Origin of the sequence: Winogradskyella sp., from assembly GCF_028282165.1 — a bacterium.
Classification (GTDB): Bacteria; Bacteroidota; Bacteroidia; order Flavobacteriales; family Flavobacteriaceae; genus Winogradskyella.
On the sequence record NZ_JANQIM010000010.1, the window covers coordinates 56,254 to 78,648 of the forward strand.

The window sequence follows — 22,395 nt, forward strand, 5'->3', positions numbered from 1 at the left end:
AGCGTATCCCTAACAGCCTTTTTATATGAAACTTATCTGCATAGGTCGTAATTATACAGATCATATCAAAGAACTTGAAAATGAAAAGCCGAAAGATCCTGTGGTGTTCTTAAAGCCAGACACTTCTATTCTATTAAAAAAGATGCCTTTTTTTATTCCGGAGTTCTCTGATAACGTACATCATGAAGTTGAGGTTTTGGTGAAAATCAAAAAAGTTGGGAAATATATTGATAAGAAATTTGCACATAAATATTACGACGAGATAGGTCTAGGTATCGACTTTACAGCGAGAGACCTTCAGGCAGAGTTAAAGTCAAAAGGACTCCCTTGGGAAAAGGCTAAAGCATTTGATGGTGCTGCAGTTGTGGGGAATTGGCTGCCCAAATCACAATTTGAAGATGTTAACCACATCAACTTTAGCCTTAAGAAAAATAATGAGGTGGTACAATCTGGTAATACAGCATTAATGCTTTGGAAGATTGATGAACTTATCGAATATGTCTCAAAGTATTTCACTTTAAAAATAGGAGATATTATTTTTACAGGCACACCATCTGGTGTTGGTAAGGTTTTTGCAAACGACGAATTAAAAGGATATATTGAGGGCCAAGAACTGTTTTCAATTAAAATTAGATAAATGGCAAAACATTATAAACTAGATCGGGTACGTGAGATGGCCGATAATGACGAAGATTTCGTTATGGCATTAGCAGCAGCTTTTATAGAAGAAGTCCCAGAAGATGCAGAGCGCTTAAGAAAAGCCGTACCAGAAAAAGACTTTTATGAGACCTATCAAGCGGCACACAAAATGAAGCCCACCATAGAATTATTCGATTTGGGGGTTTATGACGAACTCATCGAAGTACAAGATTGGGGAAAATATGAGCAAGAGGATAAAAATATAGAAACTCAACTCGAAAAAGTTTTGATAGCAGTAGAAAACGCTACCAATGAAATAAAAGCCGATTTCGGATTATAAATGCAAGCAGAAATAATAACAATTGGCGATGAAATTCTCATTGGGCAAATTGTAGATACTAACTCGGCATTTCTAGCCAGAGAGTTCAATAAGGTAGGTATTTCTGTTTATCAAATTACCTCGGTACAAGACGATAAAGAGCATATCCTTAAAGCACTTGAAGAGGCGGAGGGAAATGCAGATATTATTATCATTACTGGAGGATTGGGACCTACAAAAGATGATATCACAAAAATAACACTCTGCGACTATTTTGATGACATCTTAGTCGAAAACAAAGACGTCCTAGCTCATGTAGAGTATTTGTTTTCAACCTATATCAGTACGCCAATTTCAGATCTCAACCGTAGACAAGCATTGGTGCCGTCAAAATCAAAAGTGCTTATGAACCAGTTTGGGACAGCTCCAGGTATGTGGTTGGAAAAAAACGGAAAAGTATTTGTGTCATTACCAGGTGTACCTTACGAAATGAAAGCACTCATTACAAATGAAGTCCTTCCAGAATTAAGAAAAAAATATCATTTTCCATACATAAAGCATAAAACATTGCTTACTTATGGTCTTGGAGAGAGTGCCATAGCCAATAGAATTGAAGCTTGGGAAGATGCTTTACCAAGTTTCATAAAGTTAGCCTATTTACCCAATTTAGGTAAGGTTAGGTTACGCTTGTCGGGTAAATCTATGGACAAGAATTTATTGGAGACCGAACTAAAAAAACAAATACAATTAGTATTACCTCAGATCGAAGACATATTTGTTGGTTTTGAAGAGGACGCTTCGTTAGAAGCCATTATTGGTAAGCAACTAATAGCACTTGGTAAAACTGTAGCTGTCGCCGAAAGTTGTACTGGAGGACAAATAGCTAAAGCCATAACAACTAATGCAGGTGCTTCAAAATACTTTAATGGAAGCATCGTAACTTATGCCACAGCATCAAAAGTTAATACTTTAGGTGTTTCTAAAAAAGACATTGAAGCACATTCCGTAGTCAGTAAAGAAGTTGCCGAAGCTATGGCATCTAAGGTTAGGGTATTATTCAATACGGATTATGGGATAAGTACTACTGGAAATGCCGGACCATCAAAAGGCGACTCCGACGCAGAAGTAGGTACAGTTTGGATCGCCATAGCCAATGAACATAACGTGTATTCTGAAGTCTTTAATTTCGGGAACCATCGCGATAAGGTGATTATGAAAGCTACCAATAAGGCTTTCGAAATGCTACAAAAAGAAATTTTGAAAAAGTAGGATTTTAGTTTTGTCAAACTTTAATTATTTACTAAATTTGCACCCTGTTAAAAATTAACACACCTTAAAGAAAGAGTACAATGTCTAGAGTTTGTGAACTTACTGGGAAAAAAGCGATGGTCGGAAACAATGTTTCCCACGCGATGAATAAAACGAAGCGCAAGTTTAATGCTAACTTAATTAAAAAGCGTTTTTACATTCCTGAAGAAGATAAGTGGGTAACATTAAAAGTTTCTACATCTGCATTAAAAACAATCAACAAAATTGGTATTACTGCAGCTTTAAAGGAAGCTAGAGAAAAAGGGTTTTACAAATAATAGCTTGCGGGCTAAAGTCAATTTACAATGGCAAAAAAAGGAAATAGAATACAAGTTATCTTAGAGTGCACAGAGCACAAAGCTTCTGGTATGCCAGGAACTTCAAGATATATTACAACAAAAAATAAGAAGAATACGCCAGGTCGTATGGAGATTAAAAAGTTTAATCCTATCCTTAAGCGTATGACAGTTCACAAAGAGATAAAATAATTAAATCATGGCAAAGAAATCAGTAGCGTCTTTACAGACAGGATCAAAGCGTTTGACAAAAGCTATTAAAATGGTGAAATCACCAAAAACTGGTGCTTACATGTTCGTAGAATCAGTAATGGCGCCAGAATTTGTCAATGACTTTTTAAGTAAGAAATAAGCTTTAAAAATATAAAGTTTTGTAAAACTGCTTTCGTTTGAAAGCAGTTTTTTTATGGCTATATTTGAACGAATCTGACAACTTAGCAGTAAATCATTAAAGGCAAGGTTGTTGTTTCATAGTTTTGGGCGTTACCCTGACGGTAAACATCAGGGTCGGGCTTTTCGCTATATCCAAGACGATACAGTCTGGGGATGTCGCTTCAATCCCTAACGCAAGGCAGAGCAAACAAACGAAAAACGATTAAACGATAGAATGAGTTTTTTTAAAAAAATATTTTCTTCTGAAAAGAAAGAAACCCTAGATAAAGGATTAGAGAAATCTAAATCCTCCTTTTTCACTAAATTGAATAAAGCCGTAGCCGGAAAATCTAAAGTTGACGACGATGTTTTAGATAATCTAGAGGAAGTCTTGGTTACCAGTGATGTTGGAGTTAACACCACGCTCAAAGTTATAGAGCGTATAGAAGAACGCGTAGCAAGAGATAAGTATTTAGGTACTTCAGAGCTTAATCAAATTTTAAGAGAGGAAATTGCCGGATTATTATCAGAAACTAATGTTGGTGAAGATACGGACTATACCATACCAGAGTTGCCCAACCAAGAGAATGGTAATAAAACACCTTATGTCGTTATGGTTGTTGGCGTTAATGGTGTTGGTAAGACTACAACTATTGGTAAGTTAGCCTATCAGTTTAAGAAGAAAGGACTAAAAGTCGTATTAGGAGCAGCAGATACCTTTAGAGCAGCTGCCATAGATCAGTTACAAGTCTGGGCAGACAGAGTTGATGTCCCCATGATAAAACAAGATATGGGATCAGATCCTGCATCGGTGGCTTTTGATACCTTACAATCTGGTGTTAATCAAGATGCAGATGTTATTATCATTGATACTGCAGGGCGTTTACACAATAAGGTGAATCTAATGAACGAGTTGACCAAGGTAAAGCGCGTAATGCAAAAAGTGATCGCCGATGCGCCTCATGATGTATTATTGGTTTTAGACGGCTCTACAGGACAAAATGCCTTTGAGCAAGCCAAACAATTTACAGCAGCAACGGAAGTAACGTCTTTGGCAGTTACCAAATTAGATGGTACAGCAAAAGGAGGTGTCGTTATTGGCATTAGCGACCAATTTAAAATTCCTGTAAAATATATTGGTGTAGGCGAGGGCATTGAGGATTTACAAGTCTTTAATAAATACGAATTTGTAGATTCGTTTTTTAAATGATAAAACTTCATTTTGTCATACTGTCCCGATAGCTATCCGGATTGTTTCAGCATCTCATCAATAAGTCGTAAATAGTCAAACCTTAAAGTTTGTTTGCTGAGGTTGTCTAAGTACAAAACCTGTGAGGTCTTTGTATTATCTTTATAAAGACCGATTGTGATATCAGTATGGCGCTTATAGTATTAAAGTGAACACTGATTAGTAAAAAAAGTAAAAAGTCCTAGTCTATCCGTAAAAAAAGATATCGCAGCTAAACGGAATATCTTATTTTTACCTAAATGGAAAAAACGTACGACATACCAAAGTTTCTTTCCTACTTCAATGGAGAACAACCCAAAAATCATCATATACACTTTACCAAGTACGAGGATTGCCAAAGTATGCGCCTGCAATCGCAACCTATTTCTATAGATTTTTATCTATTGGCAATAAAATGTGGCTATGACAAAAGCCTTGACATTGGGCAAACAACGTACGATATAGCAGATTCATACATTTACTTTTGCCAACCACAAAAAACGCTCGAATGGCAGATTACCCAGCCACTTTCGGGCTATCATATTTTATTGGATACTAAAATCTTCAAGCGTTTTGCTCAAGAATATTCTTTTCTGCATTACAAAAACCACGAGGCACTTTTTCTTAACAAAGAAGAGGAAACAGAACTGTTGGATTTGTTTCAAAAAGCATATAATCTGTATTCAAAAAACAATTTTTCGCAAGACGTATTGTTGTCCTACGCATCATTGATTTTATCTTACACGAACTCGTTTTACAAAAGGCAATTTGAAACGCGTAAAAACATATATAACAAAGTAGTTTCAGATTTTTATAAGGATTTGGAAAACTATTACGACCTTAAAAACGAATCTAAACTGCCATCGGTTCAATATTTTGCCAACAAAGCGAATCTTACGACTAATTATTTTGGGGATTTAATTAGGCATTTCACAGATAAATCACCTCAGAAGCACATTAATACATTCTTGGCGCATATTGCCAAAGACAGATTGCGAAAAACAAGCCATTCCATAAGTGAAATTGCTTACGCCTTAGGTTTTGAATCACCGTCGTATTTTACCCGATTTTTTAAAAAAGAAACAGGGATTACACCTTCCGTATTTCGTCAACAGTAAATAGTGGTACTGATTCCGTAAATAGTTAAAGTCCCAAAGGGGGTTTGTATTTTATCTTTGATGTATTATGCAACTAAAGCAACATCAAAACATGGAGCAAACACGATTTCCCGACACGATTGACCATACCTTAAAAAGCCGAATGGGCGAGCAAGCCTACAAGCGTGCACTTGAACAACAACAAATCATTTCAGAAGAGCATTACGCCGTTATAAGAGGCTTGGCGGAATTTTCGGTGCGTCCGCCATTTAGAACACCAGTTCACAAATTGCCATCGGAGCATGGTATGAACACCTGGGAAGACATCTTTTTCCAGTCTGCCGATGGCGTGCCGTTAGAAGGTTGGTACATACCTGCCGTTATGGGCGAAAGCGATAAGTTAATCATCATCAATCATCCATTTCCATTCAGCCGCTCTGGTTTAGTAGGTCATTTTGGCGAACCCTTTTCGGCTGTAGATGATTTAGAAGTTGATTTTGTGGCGCACATGTCGCATTTGTCAAAAGCAGGCTATAACATTATAGCTTACGATTTACGAAATCATGGGAATAGCGGTACTGCCAACAACAATATCTGTGGTATTGGGCGCTACGAATGGAGAGATTGTGTAGGTGTAAAGCAATACGTGGATAACCATCCGAAATACAGCAAAATGAAAGTAGCACTTTACAGCCGTTGTACAGGTGGTAATGCACAAATTGAAGCTATTTACAGATGCCCTGAATTGTTTGAAAACGTGGTTTGCTTTTTTGGTCCGATGACCATTGAAATGGACGCCTGTATGCAAACCTTTGCCAACCTATCGGGTGTTGGGCAATATTTTGACCTAATGACCTATGAGCAGGTTAAGTTGGGTGGATTCACTAGTGAAGAAATGACACCGATTCCATTCAGTTCTGCAGTAAAAATGCCGTATTTTATATCACAAGTGAAGAATGATAGTTGGACGGATAATCCGGCTTCTGGCCAACGATTATTTGATGCCATTGGCTCAGAGGAGAAAGAACTGTTCTGGATTGAAGGCACTACACGAAGGTTTGATGCCTATAATTACTTCGGAATATATCCTGAAAGAATGGTAGGTTTCTTCGATAGGTATATGAAATAAAACAAATACCAAAAATGCGAATGTATAGAAGACTTGAAAGTCTTTAATAAATACGAATTTGTAGATTCGTTTTTTAAATAGAAATTGATCGCATTTCGTATTTTTATAAAAAATACCAACCATGCGCTACTATTTATTCCTTTTTACCTTTTTGCTTGTTTTTTCTTGTAAAGATTCTGAATCTAGAGAAGCACGAGAACCGATATCAGAATCAGAAACTATTGAAACTACGAAGCCTAAAGACAATTTAAGTGCTATTTCAACCAAGGATTTTAGGGAGTTTAAAGTGCTGGACTCAAAAAATTTGACTAAGGCAGACATTTGGGCCGAGATCAATCCGCAAATGACAGCCTTTACGGAAGGCGATTACAAACGCTTAAAGCCACTTATTCTCGAACAAGATATTCCTACACTTCAAAAACATATTTCGGAGGGTAATTTTGGTTATGAAGAATTGACCAAATTTTACTTATATCGAATCCGTAAGTTTGATCGCGAAAACGAATTATCTCTAAATTCAGTGATTTCAATCAATCCGAATGTGATTAATGAAGCAAAAACACTTGATCAGGCAGACAAGTTAGATGTGGAATTTACACATCCAATTTTAGGGATGCCAATTCTCCTAAAAGATAATATTAATGCTTCTGGTATGGCTACAACTGCAGGTGCGGTGGCTTTAAAAAGCAATGTTACAGACGATGCATTTATAGTAAAACAACTCAAATCCAAAGGCGCTTTAATCCTAGGTAAAGCTAATCTCAGTGAGTGGGCCTATTTCTTTTGTGGCGAGTGTCCAAGTGGCTATTCGGCTATTGGGGGACAAACCCTTAACCCTTATGGAAGGCGTATCATTGATACAGGCGGATCGAGCTCGGGAAGTGGCGTAGCAGCTTCGGCCAACTTTGCCGCAGCAACTATAGGTAGTGAAACCTCAGGGTCAATACTATCACCAGCAAGTCAGAATTCGGTGGTAGGCCTAAAACCTACTATTGGGTTGGTCAGTCGAACTGGTATTGTACCGATTTCTTCAACTTTAGATACTGCTGGTCCAATCACAAGAACAGTAATAGATAATGCCATTGTTTTAGATGCTATATTTGGAGAGGATCAGGCAGATTCTAAAGCGTTTATGATCATGTGGGAATCTGGCTTTTACACTAAGGATTTAAAGAATTCAAGCTTGCAAGGTAAACGATTCGGTGCACCAAAGCGATTGTTGGAAGACACCTTATTTACTAAAGCCATTACAGTATTAAAACAACAAGGTGCAGAGATTGTGGAGATTGACGAAGAGCAACTCGGCTTGCCAAATTTTCTGAATTTACTCAATCTTGACATGAAAAATGATTTGCCAGCTTACATGGAAAATTACGCAAACAAATCCATTACTTTAAGAACAGTTGCCGATATGATGGCTTTTAATTTGGAGGATTCTTTAAAAACCATGCCTTATGGACAAAAGTTATTTCAGGGCATTGTAGATGATAAAGGGGATGCTGTCTTTTTAGAACGTATAAAGGATACCCTAAGCAGAAATGGGAAAAAGTATTTTGATACACCATTTGAGGCGCATCATTTAGATGGCTTCTTGTCAATTAATAATCAACATGCTGGTTTTGCCGCAGTAGCCGAGTATCCTGCACTAACAGTTCCTATGGGCTATACCGATAAAGGTGTTCCTAAAGGGTTGACCTTTATTGCAAAGCGACTTCAAGAAAAGCAATTATTAGAGTGGGCTTATGTCTATGAACAAGCTTCAAGAGCGAGAGTAGCCCCAAAAGATTATAATTAACAAATTCCAAATTCCAAATTCGTAAATCGTAAATCGTAAATCGTAAATCGTAAATCGTAATTTGTTATGTATCTTTGCAAACCGATTTATAAAGACATGCGTACAAAAACACTCAAGAAGAATAGAATTAATGTTGTGACACTCGGTTGCAGCAAAAATGTTTACGATAGTGAAGTGTTGATGGGTCAATTGAAGGCGAGCGGAAAAGATGTGGTCCATGAGGAAGAGGGTAATGTTGTAGTCATTAATACTTGCGGTTTTATAAATAATGCCAAAGAAGAAAGTGTCAATACCATTTTGCATTATATGCAGAAAAAAGAGGAAGGCGAAGTTGATAAGGTATTTGTAACAGGGTGTTTAAGTGAGCGCTATAAGCCCGATTTAGAAAAAGAGATCCCTAACGTTGACAAATATTTTGGCACTACAGAATTACCAAGTTTGTTAAAGGCATTGGGTGCAGATTATAAGCACGAGCTTATAGGAGAGCGCTTAACAACTACGCCAAAGAACTATGCCTATTTGAAGATCGCTGAAGGTTGCGACAGACCTTGTAGTTTTTGTGCTATCCCATTGATGCGTGGTAAGCATAAAAGTACGCCTATTGAAGATATAGTAACAGAAGCAGAAAAGCTAGCCGCCAATGGCGTAAAGGAGCTTATTCTCATAGCTCAGGATTTAACATATTACGGGTTAGACCTATACAAGAAAAGAAATCTAGCCGAATTGCTTGAGCATTTGGTGAAGGTTGAAGGTATTGAATGGATTCGTCTACATTATGCATTCCCAACAGGCTTTCCTATGGATGTTTTGGACATTATGAAGCGCGAACCTAAAATTTGCAATTATTTAGATATTCCACTGCAACACATATCCGATGCCATTCTTAAGAGTATGCGCCGAGGGACTACTAAAGAAAAGACCACAAAGTTGCTCAAAGCATTTAGGACTAAAGTACCTGAAATGACCATAAGAACGACACTCATCGTTGGTTATCCAGGCGAAACAGAAGCCGATTTTGAAATACTCAAGGAATGGGTCAAACACATGCGTTTTGAGCGCTTGGGATGCTTTACGTATTCTCATGAAGAAAATACCCACGCTTACAATTTAGAGGATGATGTTCCGGAAGAAGTGAAGTTACAACGTGCCAATGAAATTATGGAAATACAATCACAGATTTCTTGGGAACTCAACCAAGCTAAGATAGGACAAGAATTCAAAGTAGTTATAGATCGAAAGGAAGGGAATTACTTTATAGGACGTACAGAATTTGACTCACCAGATGTGGATAATGAAGTCCTAATAAATGCTACACAAACCTATTTAAAAACAGGAGAGTTTACCAAAGTTAAAATTATTGAGGCTGAAGACTTCGATCTATACGGAGAAGTTGTTTAAAGCTTAAAATCAATAAGATTTCCTTGCAATTCGAATGGATGAAAGCGTGAGAACAATTCTTCAGAATACCAACCTAATTCTCTGGTTTTCTTAATCATTTCTGTATGTTTTTTGTTTTGGTAGGCGTATTGCATCATAGCGTCACCAGTTTTCCAAAGTGAAAATGTGGCCTGCATTAAGAGTGGCCATTCTCCAATACCTTTCGAAAAGATTAATCCAGCATAACCATCCATAGATTTAGAAACCGAGGGAACGTATTTCCAGAATCTATAAGCTAACTTTGGCTTTATGGTGGCTCTTGTTATTACTGCTAGGGGCTTGGATTTATCATAAACCTTAGTCGCTACAAATGGTTCTTGTTTGCTCCATTGACCGTGTGCTTTTATGGTATGCATTAACACATGGGTGTGTTTCATACATTCTTCGATATATAAACCCATAATATCTGAGGCTAAGAAATCTTTAGCTTCAGTTTCGGAATCGAAGACCGTAAGCAATCCATAAGTCGAAAAATCTGGCCAAATTGAAAATCCATTCCCACTACCACTTCCTAAAGCTTTCCAAAATGTTAAACCTGGTATTATTTCATTGATAAGTGGTGGCCTGCCCATACGAGCTAAGGCGCTCCATTTTCTGCGCTTACCTTGGTATTTAAAGAAAGAAACAACTACTGTTTGAGGCATTTAGCTAATGGAATTCAAGGTATAAAGAAAACTTAATTCAACAATACTGGTTTCCCAAGTCCTAGACCTTCAAGTTTCTCTAATTGTGTTTCTGCATCTCCAACGATGAGATAAATCATTTGGTCAGGTTTGATATAGTTTTCAATTAAAGTTTTAATGTCATTAAGGGTCATATTATTAACAATGGTTTCACGTTGTTTAGCATAGTTATCTGTCAAACCGTAATTACTGATATTGCTTAGCATATTGAGTTTTGCACCAAGTGTTTCAAATGCGCGAGCGGTGCTTTTTATGGTAAAACCTTTTGTGACTTCTAAATCGTTTTCATCATAATTTTTGCCATAGTCTTCCAAGATTTTTTTTACTAGGCTCGTCGCTTCATAGGTAACATTGGTACGTATGCCACTGCTTATTGTAAAGGTGCCTTCATAGGCCGTACCATTGAATCTTGATCTAATGCCATAAGTATAACCTTTGCCTTCACGTAATTCTTGTGTAAGTTGCGAAGCAAAACCTCCACCTCCCAAGCGGTAGTTCATAACTGTTGCTGGGTAATAGTCCTTATCTGTAGCCTTAGGTGCTGGATATCCAAAACGGATAACAGATTGTTTAGCACCAGGAACATCATAAAAATATAAAGTAGATTTTTCAGGATACTTTGGAATAGGTAATTCAGGAATTGCCAATTCTTTTATTTTCCACTCATTGTTGATTTTTTCTAATGCCTTAACCACTTGGGCTTCAGATATAGCACCTACAATATGCATATGAGTTAAGGTAGGTGATAGATTAGTAGTGTAATATTTTTTCAAATCTATCAAGTCAATGCTGTTTACAGATTCCTCACTTCCATTGTTGTTAAAGGCCAAGATGTTATTATCGCTGTATAATAATTTGGCAAACTCATTTTCTGCAATGCGATTTGGATTGGCTTTGCTGCGTCGTATACCACTAATAGTGCTTTGCTTTATAAGTTCGAATTCTTTTTCATCCCAACGAGGTTCTAACAAGATTTCTGTCACTAGTTTCATCGTAGTGTCAAAGTGTTTAGAAAGTGTAGTTCCTGATATGGTAATATTGTCATTGGTTGCATAAGCGTAAATACTTGCTCCGATACTTTCAATAGCATTCTCAAGTTCTTCAGGTGTCTTATTTTTAGTGCCTCTAGTTATGAGTTCTGCTAAAAGATTAGAAACACCAATCTTATTCTTATTTTCAAACAATAGCCCGCCGTCAATTTGTATTTCAAATTGTACTAGAGGGACTTCATCATTTTCAATACCTAAAAGTGCAATACCCGACTCCAATTCTTTTTTCCAAACTTTTGGAATATTTAACTCTGGGCTTTCCCCGTATGGGGGTTCTATACTTCTGTCAAACCTGCTTGGCGTTCTTTCGTAAGTCGCAACAATGCTAGCATCGAAAGTCTCTTCAGCACCATCAATAATTTTTTCTTCGACAACACTTGCTAACTGAGAATTGTCTAATATCAAGTTCTTTTGACCTTTAGGAACAAAACTTGTGGCAATATGATTCTTATCCTTAATGTAGGTATTGTAAACGCGCATCACGTCTTCTGGTGTCACCGCTAAAATGTTTTTTACATCTTGATTAATAAAACCAGGATCACCAGCAAAAATTTCGTATTGTGCTAATTGAAAGCCTTTGCCTAAGACGCTAGACAGACCTTGATAAAAATCGGTTTCCTGTCCTGCTTTGATTCGATTGAGGTCTTTTTCGGAAATACCATTCAACTCAAAATCCTTCAGTCCATCTTTTATTGCAGAGGCAACCGTATTTAAGTCCGTTTGATTAAATGCCGTAACACTTAATGCCAACTGACCAGTAACTTCAGAAGACCATTGATACATGCTTACGTTACTGGTAAGTTGTTGGTCTTCAATAAGAATCTTATATAATGGTGCCTTTTTTCCTTGCGTTAAGTATTGGGATAATACGCGCAATGGATAAGAATCTGGATGATATTGATATACCGTAGGCCATGTCATTGTTAACCTTGGTGCTCGTGCAAAGTTATCCTCATAAAATAAACGCTTAGAGGATTTTAAGGTCACAGGTTGTTTTTCCATTTTTGGAATGTCTTCGCCTCTTGGGATTTCATCAAAATACTTTTTAACCCAAGTTTTGGTTTGCTCAACATCAATATCTCCGGCTATAGTTAAAGTCACATTATTTGGAACATACCAACGTCTAAAAAACTCTTTAACATCATCTAACGTGGCATTTTGTACATCTTCCAGAGAACCGATGACTTCCCAACTATAAGGATGGCCTTCGGGGTATAAATTGGTGTTAATCACATATGAATTATGACCATAAGGTTGATTGTCTATAACTTGTCGTTTTTCGTTTTTAACTACTTGTTTTTCTTTCGCCAAAACAGGTTCAGTAACCGTATTGATGAAGAAACCAAGTTTATCTGCTTCTGCCCAAATCATTTTTTCCAATGCGTCTTTTGGTACGGTTTGAAAATAATTAGTTCGGTCTCGACTTGTCGAGCCATTGGCGCCAGAACCACCAATACGCGCACTCATTTGGTCTAAACCGCCTTTACCAAGATTCTCGGATTCTAGGAATAAGAGATGCTCAAACAAATGGGCAAATCCTGTCCGACCTTCTTTTTCCCTAGCAGAACCGACGTGCGCTGTTAATGCTACGGCCACCACAGGATCAGATTTATCAATGTGAAGAATTACCTGTAGGCCATTATCTAAAGTAAATTTTTCAAACTCTACTTTAAACTCTGTTGCCTCTTCTTTACTTTCTTTCTGCTGGCAAGCAGAGATTATAAAAAGAATTGAAAAACTTAAAATTAAAAGTCTAAAATATTTCATGATTTATTTTTGATAGATGATTGTTTGATGTTTTATAGTCGTCAGTTCAAGTATCTTGACGTTTCCGTAAGGATCTATCGAGGACTATAATTCATAAGCATTATTATTAACTAAGAAAATAGAATTGACTAAAAACAGTTTCCCATTTTCCCAAAAACTTCTAAATAAAGTATTATCGACAAAATAGATAAAGCTTCCACTTCCCATGCGTTCTTCACCAAATACTAACGTTTTGTTGAGGTTACTTAGTGCATCTTTCCCTGCAAAACCCGAATAAACTTTAGTATTGTCTAAATAAGCAATATTATAACCTCTATCTAAAAGGCTATAAGCCGAACTTCCTAATTTTAATGTAAAGTAGTAGTTATCGTAACCGAAAGCCATAGGGTGTGTATGGTCTACTTTGGTTTTAAAAATGGCACCAGTAATAAGGTTATTGGTATACTCGCGTTCACGTTGGGCATATGGTGTAAGATTATCACTATCATTTTCATTTTCCGACGGCTTAAATTTTAAGCTAAAACCATCCTTGCCAGCAAAACTTCGTAATGCGTCATCTATAGCTATAACCTTTCCTCCAGAACGCACCCAATCTTTGAGTTTATTCATATTATTCTCGTTCAAAACACTTCCATAATAGCCGCTTGGTATGATTAGAATATTGTATTTGCTAAGGTTGATGCCACCAAAATCATCAGTATTTAGAGAGGTTAAAGGATAATGCAATTGCTGTTCGAAAAAATGCCAAATAGCACCATAGCTCAAAGATGAAGTACCTTCTCCAGAGAGTACGGCAACTTTTTGTTTGTTGATTAGTTTAACATCTGGCGAACCAATATCTGGCACATTTTGTGAAAAACCAGAATTAATCTGCATTAAGGATCGATCGTGTTTTTGGGCTAAACTATTTAACTTACCAACAAAATCTTCAATATGTTTATTGTCTCCTTTAGTAATGATTAATGCGCCACGTTCAAACTTTGAACCATTTGAGCTAAAAGGTTTTTCAGTAAATCTAATTTTGAAATCCTGTTGTAGCAGGTCTCCTAAAAATTTTGCGTCTTCTATAGAATTCCATTTGCTGACGTAGCCATAGGCATTCTGTAAAGCTTGTGTTGTATTTTGTTCTGAAAATTTATCACTGCTAACTTTTGTAGTACTCGCTATTGCTTCTAAACCATAGGCATAAGGTACTGACCAAGCCGTAATATCGTAAGTGAGAGAGTCGGTCAGTTTGGCATTGGGTTCAAACAGTACTTTGACCATTTTACCCTTAGGCTGACTCGTATGAACGACTAAAGTATTAGAATCAACAGTCATACTTCCTTGCTGGCCTGTGTTATAATCATAGCCTGAAACTCTAGAGCCGTTAGCATTCTCGTATGTAATATCATGCTTATTCAGAAGTGTCTTAAGACTATTTAAGTGGTCTGCATTGCCTTTTATGACGTAACTCTTGTATTTTAAGTTTGAATTATCAAAGAACTTGGCAAACTCGGTATTGATTTGTTTGGCATTTTTTGAAGCCATTTCAACCGTAGAAAGACTTGTTACCGTGTGATGCGTTAAGCGTTCCACTAAAGTGAGAACATGTCCTTCATCATTCAGAATTCCTAGTCCAGCAATGCCATGCCCACCTTGTTCATAGGTCATGCCAATGGCTCCCATATAGGTGGGATACGTATCACCATAACTTGGGTAAAATAAATCGAAGCGTTCTCTGGTAAAAAACAACCAGCCCTCAGCATCAAAGTACTTAGCATGGTTTTTCCCAATTTGCGTTTGAAAATCCCTTTGCCAATCATTTATAACCTCATGAAAAGGTTCTGCGGCTGGCGCAAAATAATAGGGTTCATTTGGTCCCTGCTCGTGAAAATCCACATGAATATGAGGCATCCATCTATTGTAAACTTTTAATCGTGATGCGCTTTCAATTTGTGTTGCCCAGGCCCAATCTCTATTCAGATCAAAGAGATAGTGGTTAGCTCTGCCACCAGGCCATGGTTCGTTATGTTCGCGGGCTTGTTGGTCAATGTCATAGGGTTGGCTGGCTGTTTTATTGTACCAGTTGACATAGCGATCTCTTCCATCGGGATTTACACTAGGGTCAATAATTACTACAGTGTTTTTTAATAGGTCTTTCCTTTCAGTTAGAAGTTTATAAAGTGTTAACATGGCGGCTTCAGTACAAGAGGCTTCATTACCATGTACATTGTAGCTCAGCCAAACGATGGCAATATCTGTGGCACTTGGCGTTCCGTCGAGTAAACCTGTGTTTTTTAGATTGTTCCGTCTTATAGTTTCTAGATTTTTGATATTTTCCTCACTAGAAACATAGGCCACATACAAAGGTCGACGCTCGTAAGTTGTACCGTACTGTTCTAATTTTACTTGATTGGGAACAGCTGCCGCTACAGATTTAAAATAATCGATCACCTCATGATTACGGCTAAATTGTGTGCCAATATCGTAACCTAAAAAATCACTTGGTGTTTGAATATTTTGCGAAGTAACAGTAAAAAGAGTATGTGATGCAATAAAAAATACGATCAAGAAATTGCGCATGGGTGGTGTTGGATTTGTTTCAAAACTCGTAAATATAAAGCGCGATTTTTAGAATAAGGCACTTGTAGTTTGAATTAACTAAAAATTAGGAATTAGAATAATCACTTAATGTATATTTACACATTCGTTAAATTATAATATGCCGACTGACTGTATTCCTTTTAGAGCAACCAATTATTTTTCTGATTTTATTTGTGATTATTTAGATGAAAAACCTACATTGAAAGGGCTATATAATCGCTTTCCAAGATTAGAGGGTTTTAAAGCTCAGATTGAGGAAAAATCATTGTCATTTCGAAGCGAAGCGAGAAATCTCATTGCGCAAGTCATAAAAAATCAATACACTAACCTTAAGACTTCTGAGCTTACTAATGAGAATATTGAAAATTTAGCTTTAGAAAATACCTTTACCATCACTACGGGTCACCAGCTTAATTTGTTTACGGGACCCTTGTATTTTCTTTATAAGATTGTTTCCACTATTAATTTAACAAAGGAGTTAAAGGAAGCGTATCCTGAGTACAATTTTGTGCCTATCTACTGGATGGCTTCTGAAGATCACGACTTTGAAGAAATCAATTATTTTAATTTTAAAGGGAAGAAAATCCAGTGGCATTCTGTGCAAACGGGAGCTGTGGGTCATTTTAATACTGATGGTTTAGATGAGGTATTTGAGGTGATTTCGGCTGAATTTGGTTCGGGTAATTCTGCTCATCAATTAAAGACTTGGTTTAAAGAAGCCTACCTTAGTCATAATAATTTGGCGGATGCCACACGTTATTTGGCAAACGAATTATTTGGTAAATATGGTTTGGTTATTCTAGATGCAGACGATAGGGAATTAAAGCGTTTGTTTATCCCTCATATGGAAAAAGAGCTTCTTGAACAAGTGGCGTTCAAGCACGTTTCAAACACAAATGAAGCATTAGAAGCGTTAGGACTGAAAATTCAAGTGAACCCAAGGGAGATAAATTTGTTTTATATCAATAAAGGCTTAAGAGAGCGCATTGTTTCTGAAGATAACAAGTTTAAGGTTTTAAATACTGATTTATCTTGGACTGAAGAGGACCTGATAAAACATCTTCAAGAATATCCCGAACGTTTTTCACCAAATGTGATCATGCGACCGTTGTATCAAGAAGTCATCTTACCAAACCTGTGTTATATTGGTGGCGGAGGAGAGATGATATATTGGTTGCAATTGAAATCTAATTTCGAAGCTCAAGGCGTTACATTTCCTATGTTATTGCTTAGAAATTCTGCCTTAGTAAAAACAAAAAAACAAGCTGAAAAACTTGAAAGATTGGGTATTTCAGACAAAGATTTATTCTTAGATAGAAATACCTTTATTAATAAAAAAGTACGTAAAATCTCCAATATTGATATTGATTTTTCTGACCAAATAAAGCATTTAGAACAACAGTTCGAAGATTTACATAGCCTTGCAGCACAAACAGATAAATCGTTTTTGGGAGCGGTAAAAGCCCAAGAAGCAAAACAACTAAAAGGTTTAAAATATCTCGAAAAACGATTGCTCAAAGCACAAAGGCGAACATTAAAAGATCAAATACAACGCTGTACCGATTTGCAAGATCAGTTGTTTCCTAACCAAAGCTTGCAAGAACGTAACACTAACTTTTCTGAACTTTATCTGCAATTTGGGGATGAGCTGATATCAGAATTAATGCAAGCCTTAAAACCGTTAAGCGGCCAGTTCTCAATATTAACTATCTAGAGTGTTAAAATAAGCTTTAGAAAAAATCACTGAAATTTAAATTGAGGTATTGCAACACATATGTTTTTTAAACTTTAAAAGAAACTTTATCCGCAATAGGGTTTTAGAATAATTTGAAGTCCACAATTGTTAAAAAAATACCTAAAAAATACTAAAGTGCAAATCTCGAATCTGAAAGCAATTGTTATTTTTGCACATGCAACATAACAAAGTCCTAATTTTAGATTTCGGATCGCAATATACACAGCTAATCGCTAGGCGTGTAAGAGAGTTAAATATTTATTGCGAGATTCATCCATTTAATAAGATTCCATCAGAGCCTGAAAGCTTTAGAGCCGTTATTTTATCAGGTAGTCCAAATTCAGTAAGAGGAGAAGATGTACTGCATCCAGATCTCTCAGGGTTTAGAGGTAAAAAACCCATGCTTGCAGTTTGCTATGGTGCGCAATACTTGGCGCATTTTTCAGGTGGCGAAGTGGCAGAATCCAATACACGCGAATATGGTCGTGCCCATTTAGGGTTTATAAAAACTGATGAGGATTTTTTTGAAAATATCCATGAAGGGAGTCAGGTTTGGATGAGTCATAGCGATACGATAAAACAACTGCCAGATGGTGGTATTTTATTGGCCAGCACGGAAGATGTTGAAAATGCAGCATACAAAATTGAAGGCGAAGATACGTATGCCATTCAGTTCCACCCAGAGGTCTATCATACAACAGATGGGCATCAATTATTACATAATTTTCTGGTGAAAATTGGTAAGATTGAACAGGATTGGACACCAAGTGCTTTTGTAGAAGAAACCGTTGAAGAGTTAAAGGAAAAGCTCGGAAATGATAGAGTAGTATTGGGATTGTCGGGAGGTGTAGATTCTTCGGTAGCCGCTATGTTATTACATAAAGCTATTGGAAAAAACCTCTATTGTATCTTCGTTAATAACGGATTGCTGAGAAAAAATGAGTTCGAAGATGTATTGCATCAATACGAAGGCATGGGATTAAACGTTAAAGGTGTAGATGCTTCGGCACGCTTTTTGGATGCCTTAGCAGGAGAGAGCGACCCAGAGAAGAAAAGAAAAATAATAGGTCGTGTGTTCATTGAGGTTTTTGATGATGAAGCACATCGTATACAAGATGTAAAGTGGTTGGCGCAAGGTACAATATATCCAGATGTTATTGAAAGTGTATCGGCTACAGGAGGACCAAGTGCTACGATTAAGAGTCATCACAATGTCGGTGGGTTGCCAGACTTTATGAAACTAAAAGTAGTGGAACCATTAAAATCCTTGTTTAAGGATGAAGTGAGACGTGTTGGTGCTTCTATGAATATGGATTCGCACCTGTTAGGTCGTCATCCTTTTCCTGGTCCAGGACTGGCGATACGGATCTTAGGAGATCTAACCCGTGAGAAAGTACGTATATTACAAGAGGTAGATGCGATTTTCATTAATAACTTACGCTCTTGGAATCTATACGATAAAGTGTGGCAAGCAGGTGCTATGTTATTGCCGGTAAATAGTGTTGGTGTTATGGGAGATGAGCGCACCTATGAAAAATGTGTGGCCCTAAGAGCAGTAGAAAGCACAGATGGTATGACAGCAGATTGGGTAAATTTACCATATGAGTTTTTGCAAAAGACCTCTAATGAAATTATAAATAAAGTAAAAGGTGTTAATAGAGTGGTTTATGATATTAGCTCTAAACCACCAGCAACAATAGAATGGGAATAAAGAAGTGACTTAGTAGCTGATTTTGTTTCCAAAGCTTTAATTAGCGAAAATTAGATACATGAAGAAATTTTTAACGATCATATTAATAGGCTTTGCCATTAATCTTGGTGCCCAAAACTACACAAAACATACCGTAACTGATGGTGAAACCATCGAGAGTATTGCTAAGAAATATTTGGTGACCCCTTTCGATATTTTTGCATTAAATCCAGATGCCAAATCAAATTTTCAAACCAATACGGTTTTGATTATCCCTAATTCAAAAATTAAAAATGAACCTATTGAGGAAGAATCTAGAGAACTCATAGGTTATAAAAAACATAAAGTCAAACGCAAAGAAACCCTTTACGGACTATCCCAAAAATATGGTGTATCTGAAGAAGATATTAAGAAAGCCAATCGATTTTTATACTCCGAAAATCTAAAAAAAGGAGACAGAATTAAAATACCAAGGTTTAAAACATTTGTTTCTAAACAAACCTTAAAGAATACGATTAAGAAATACACCGTACAGCCCAAAGAAGGAAAATGGCGTATTGCCTATAAATTCGGAATTACGGTGACTGAGTTAGAAGCGCTCAATCCAAATATGAAACCGATTATTCAACCAGGAGATGAGCTTAACGTGCCCAATATTGAAGATGAGGCAGAAAAAAAGGTCGATTCACTTTACAGTTATTACGAAGTATTGCCAAAAGAAGGGTTTTACAGATTAAAAATAAAAACAGGTTTAACTCAAGAAGAATTAGAAAATCTAAATCCAGAATTAAAAGAAGGTGGATTAAAGGCAGGTATGGTTTTAAAAATACCAGATACAATTAGTACAGCCTCTAATGTTTCTAGTGTAGAGACCACTAGGTTAGCATCTAAACTAAGCAATTTTAGAACTAAGAAATTAGCCTTATTGATGCCTTATCGCTTAAACAAAATCGATACAGATTCAGTTGAAGAGACAAAAGCCATGATAAAAAACAATAGATTATTATCCATTGTTTTAGATTTTCATATCGGTGTAAGAATGGCATTGGACTCAGCCAAACAATTAGGGATTTCTACAGATTTAAAAGTCTTAGATACACGCTACAGAGCATCACGGACGCGAGAACTGTTATCAGAGAATGATTTTTCGGACTATGATGCAGTTATAGGTCCAATGGAAGAAAAGAGCTTTGATAGAGTAGCAGTGGCATTGCGACGCGATAGAGTTCCTGTAATCGCAGCCCTGAACAAACCAAAGGAAGTTTACGAAAATGTATTTCAGACGATTCCAGATGATAAGCTATTGGAAAGCGCCATGATTGATTTTGTGAAAAAGGATAGTTTAAAATCTAAGGTAGTAGTAATTGCAGATAGGGCCAATCGTTCAATTGCAGAAAAGTTAAAGTCCAAATTTCCTGATGCTAAGCTTATATTTTCTAGGCCAGATAAGAAAACAGGTAAGGATGCACATTTTATTTATCCGGTTGATTTAGAGAATGTTTTTCCACCTGGAAAGACCATCGTATTCCTCGAGACCAATAGCAAACCTTTTGCCTCTAGTGTCATTAGTATGCTCAATGGACTAGTTATCGATGACATCGAAATTGCTCTGGTCACCTTAGATAAAAACAAGGCATTTGAGGGTAAGGATATTGATAATAATAACTTGTCAAACCTTAAGTTCCATTATCCATCGGCTAAAAAGGATTTTGATGAAACCAAACACCGTAATTTTGTTGAGACCTATAGAAGAGCATACGGCGTTTCACCAAGTAAATATGTGGCTCGCGGTTTTGATATTACTTTGGATATTCTACTAAGATTAGCAACTGAAGATAATTTATATGAAGCCTCTTCTGATATTCTAGAAACAGAGTATATTGAAAATAAGTTTAGGTACAATAAATCTTTGATTGGTGGTTATAAGAACGAGGCCGTTTATATTGTAAAATACGATAATCTAAGAATTGTAGAAGCTGATTAATATGACCTCAAAAGTTACTTATATAGGAAACCTCAGAACAGAAAGTGTGCACATAAAATCGGGAAATGCTTTTATAACTGATGCACCAACAGACAATAATGGTAAGGGAGGAGCGTTTTCACCTACAGATACTGTTGCTACAGGATTGGCGAGCTGTATGCTCACGGTTATGGGAATTAAAGCAAGGGATATGGATGTTGATATGTCTGGTACAACAGCCGAGGTAACAAAGACTATGGCAAGCAATCCAAGACGCATATCCAAAATTAAGGTTGTACTAAATTTTCCGTTCAAAACCGATAATAAAATCAAGGCTATTTTAGAACGTACAGCCAATACCTGTCCTGTGCATTACAGTTTACATCCAGATATTGAGAAGGATATTACGTTCAACTGGCTATAAATGCAATTAAAACATATCATATTTGGTCTAGCCTTTCTTTTTGTTGGAACGATTTCCAATGAAGAAGAAACTATGGCATGGCGCGAACAGGATAAACTCACTTGGGAAGATTTCAGAGGCGAGCCAAACCCTAATTCTGATGCCGTCGCACTAACTGCTTCGGGTATTACTTTTGGTTACTCCGTAAAAACATCTGGGCGTAAAATTATTGGTTTCACAACTTCCGTTGAAGCGCATTTTTATCCAAATAAATCTTGGTACTTAAAAAATAAAGCCAATGATTACATCTTAGCGCACGAGCAGTTACATTTTGATATTACCGAGCTTTATGCACGCAAGTTTAGGCAGCATTTAGACCGTTTGGTGGTTAACCAAAACATTAAAACACAAATGAACCAGATCCATGAAGCAATTAATGACGCGTTGACTAAAACCCAAAAAACTTACGACGACCAAACCAAGCATTCCATAAATGTTGAAGCCCAAAAGTATTGGGATAACTATGTAAAGGAAGAACTCAAAAAGCTCGAAAAATATAAGTCGTAATACATTGGAGGGTAGCAAAGAAGCATTAATTGAACTGGCACATTACAAAATGCCTTTTGGTAAATACAAAGGCGAATACCTAGTCGATATCCCAGAGTATTACTACGCTTGGTTTAAGCAGAAAGGTTTCCCAGAAGGGAAGCTGGGTAGAATGATGCTACAGATGTACGATATTAAGATCAATGGATTAGGTGATATGATCCAGACGATTAAGCGGGATTTTAGGAAGGGTTGAATTTTGTTTTTGTTTTAGTGGAGTGTCAAAACACAATGAAGTTATAGCCGTTATTTTGCTTCATACAATTCTTAATTAATCACCCTTATTGTTTTGA

The 22,395-nt window shown here is 36.8% G+C and carries 20 protein-coding genes; 17 read left to right on the top strand and 3 right to left on the bottom strand.

The annotated features are described in order from the left end of the window. Positions 1 to 25: 25 nt before the first annotated feature. The 11 genes from Q0972_RS04640 (at position 26) to rimO (ending at position 9,581) form a co-directional block, all read left to right on the top strand. Positions 26 to 637, top strand: coding sequence for a fumarylacetoacetate hydrolase family protein (locus Q0972_RS04640; protein WP_299363221.1), 612 nt, complete (start codon positions 26 to 28; stop codon positions 635 to 637). After that, positions 638 to 979, top strand: a complete 342-nt coding sequence (locus tag Q0972_RS04645) for an Hpt domain-containing protein (RefSeq protein WP_299363223.1) — start codon at positions 638 to 640, stop codon at positions 977 to 979. Further along, positions 980 to 2,227, top strand: coding sequence for a competence/damage-inducible protein A (locus Q0972_RS04650; RefSeq protein ID WP_299363226.1), 1,248 nt, complete (start codon positions 980 to 982; stop codon positions 2,225 to 2,227). An 80-nt stretch (positions 2,228 to 2,307) separates the two neighbouring features. Next, a complete protein-coding gene (rpmB, locus tag Q0972_RS04655; protein ID WP_299363229.1) occupies positions 2,308 to 2,544 on the top strand; it encodes a 50S ribosomal protein L28 in 237 nt (78 codons plus the stop codon). Positions 2,545 to 2,571: 27 nt separating this feature from the next. Then, complete coding sequence (gene rpmG / locus Q0972_RS04660) at positions 2,572 to 2,754, top strand: 50S ribosomal protein L33 (RefSeq protein ID WP_299363231.1); 183 nt, start codon at positions 2,572 to 2,574, stop codon at positions 2,752 to 2,754. Between the two features lie 7 nt (positions 2,755 to 2,761). Next, positions 2,762 to 2,914, top strand: a complete 153-nt coding sequence (locus tag Q0972_RS04665; RefSeq protein WP_179351793.1) for a DUF4295 domain-containing protein — start codon at positions 2,762 to 2,764, stop codon at positions 2,912 to 2,914. 255 nt (positions 2,915 to 3,169) lie between these two features. Beyond that, the gene (ftsY, locus tag Q0972_RS04670) at positions 3,170 to 4,144 is read left to right on the top strand and encodes a signal recognition particle-docking protein FtsY (RefSeq protein WP_299363234.1); all 975 of its coding nucleotides are present in this window, start codon (positions 3,170 to 3,172) and stop codon (positions 4,142 to 4,144) included. A 278-nt stretch (positions 4,145 to 4,422) separates the two neighbouring features. Next, positions 4,423 to 5,280, top strand: coding sequence for an AraC family transcriptional regulator (locus Q0972_RS04675; protein WP_299363237.1), 858 nt, complete (start codon positions 4,423 to 4,425; stop codon positions 5,278 to 5,280). A gap of 91 nt (positions 5,281 to 5,371) precedes the next feature. Further along, positions 5,372 to 6,388, top strand: a complete 1,017-nt coding sequence (locus Q0972_RS04680; RefSeq protein WP_299363240.1) for an alpha/beta hydrolase — start codon at positions 5,372 to 5,374, stop codon at positions 6,386 to 6,388. Between the two features lie 121 nt (positions 6,389 to 6,509). Continuing rightward, a complete protein-coding gene (locus Q0972_RS04685; protein ID WP_299363242.1) occupies positions 6,510 to 8,183 on the top strand; it encodes an amidase family protein in 1,674 nt (557 codons plus the stop codon). Between the two features lie 96 nt (positions 8,184 to 8,279). Continuing rightward, positions 8,280 to 9,581, top strand: a complete 1,302-nt coding sequence (rimO, locus tag Q0972_RS04690) for a 30S ribosomal protein S12 methylthiotransferase RimO (protein ID WP_299363245.1) — start codon at positions 8,280 to 8,282, stop codon at positions 9,579 to 9,581. Here rimO and Q0972_RS04695 read toward each other — a convergent pair. The 3 genes from Q0972_RS04695 to Q0972_RS04705 all read right to left on the bottom strand — a co-directional run bounded on the left by Q0972_RS04695 (position 9,578) and on the right by Q0972_RS04705 (position 15,684). Then, on the bottom strand, positions 9,578 to 10,264 hold the full coding sequence (locus Q0972_RS04695) for a hypothetical protein (protein WP_299363247.1): 687 nt from the start codon (positions 10,262 to 10,264) through the stop codon (positions 9,578 to 9,580). The genes rimO and Q0972_RS04695 overlap by 4 nt on opposite strands. A gap of 32 nt (positions 10,265 to 10,296) precedes the next feature. Continuing rightward, entirely contained in the window at positions 10,297 to 13,119 is a 2,823-nt protein-coding gene (locus tag Q0972_RS04700) for a pitrilysin family protein (RefSeq protein WP_299363250.1), read from the bottom strand. Between the two features lie 84 nt (positions 13,120 to 13,203). Next, positions 13,204 to 15,684, bottom strand: a complete 2,481-nt coding sequence (locus Q0972_RS04705; protein ID WP_299363253.1) for a M14 family metallopeptidase — start codon at positions 15,682 to 15,684, stop codon at positions 13,204 to 13,206. A gap of 139 nt (positions 15,685 to 15,823) precedes the next feature. On the opposite strand from Q0972_RS04705, the gene bshC reads away from it, so the two are divergent. From bshC to Q0972_RS04735, 6 genes are all read left to right on the top strand, one after another. Beyond that, on the top strand, positions 15,824 to 17,419 hold the full coding sequence (gene bshC / locus Q0972_RS04710; protein ID WP_299363255.1) for a bacillithiol biosynthesis cysteine-adding enzyme BshC: 1,596 nt from the start codon (positions 15,824 to 15,826) through the stop codon (positions 17,417 to 17,419). Positions 17,420 to 17,615: 196 nt separating this feature from the next. After that, a complete protein-coding gene (gene guaA / locus Q0972_RS04715) occupies positions 17,616 to 19,151 on the top strand; it encodes a glutamine-hydrolyzing GMP synthase (protein ID WP_299363258.1) in 1,536 nt (511 codons plus the stop codon). Between the two features lie 58 nt (positions 19,152 to 19,209). Continuing rightward, positions 19,210 to 21,114 (top strand): LysM peptidoglycan-binding domain-containing protein, encoded by a 1,905-nt coding sequence (locus tag Q0972_RS04720; protein ID WP_299363260.1) that lies wholly within the window; start codon positions 19,210 to 19,212, stop codon positions 21,112 to 21,114. 1 nt (position 21,115) lies between these two features. Beyond that, positions 21,116 to 21,517 carry an OsmC family protein gene (locus Q0972_RS04725; protein ID WP_299363263.1) on the top strand — a complete coding sequence of 134 codons (402 nt, stop codon included), beginning with the start codon at positions 21,116 to 21,118 and terminating at the stop codon, positions 21,515 to 21,517. Continuing rightward, on the top strand, positions 21,518 to 22,063 hold the full coding sequence (locus tag Q0972_RS04730; RefSeq protein ID WP_299363266.1) for a DUF922 domain-containing protein: 546 nt from the start codon (positions 21,518 to 21,520) through the stop codon (positions 22,061 to 22,063). A gap of 4 nt (positions 22,064 to 22,067) precedes the next feature. Next, positions 22,068 to 22,298, top strand: a complete 231-nt coding sequence (locus tag Q0972_RS04735) for a DUF3820 family protein (RefSeq protein ID WP_299363268.1) — start codon at positions 22,068 to 22,070, stop codon at positions 22,296 to 22,298. Positions 22,299 to 22,395 lie beyond the last annotated feature (97 nt).